Source organism: Pseudomonas sp. DE0010, assembly GCF_007680745.1.
Lineage (GTDB): Bacteria > Pseudomonadota > Gammaproteobacteria > Pseudomonadales > Pseudomonadaceae > Aquipseudomonas > Aquipseudomonas parafulva_B.
Window position 1 is genome coordinate 1 of the sequence record NZ_VEJQ01000249.1, and the last position, 251, is coordinate 251.

General features: G+C 66.9%; 1 pseudogene. It reads left to right on the forward strand.

What is annotated here, in order from left to right:
* Positions 1-251 (forward strand): annotated as a pseudogene (locus FS767_RS22420) (ATP-binding protein); the annotation flags it as partial.

Here is a 251-nt window from a genome sequence, read left to right on the forward strand (position 1 = left end):
CCATGACCCCGGACATCGTCAGCTTCGACGCCAAGACCCCGGCCGTGCGCAAGCACATCGCCATCGAATCGGGCGTGCGCGGCGAGCAGTTCGCCGTGGTCGGCATGCACCTGGACCCGGCGGTGCACAAGCTCTACGCCGTCAGCCTCAAGACCAACGAAGCCGCGGTGATCGACGCCAAGACCGAGCAGGTCGAGAAGGTCTTCCCGATCCAGGGCGCCAAGACCCCCATGGGCGTGGCCCACGATCCT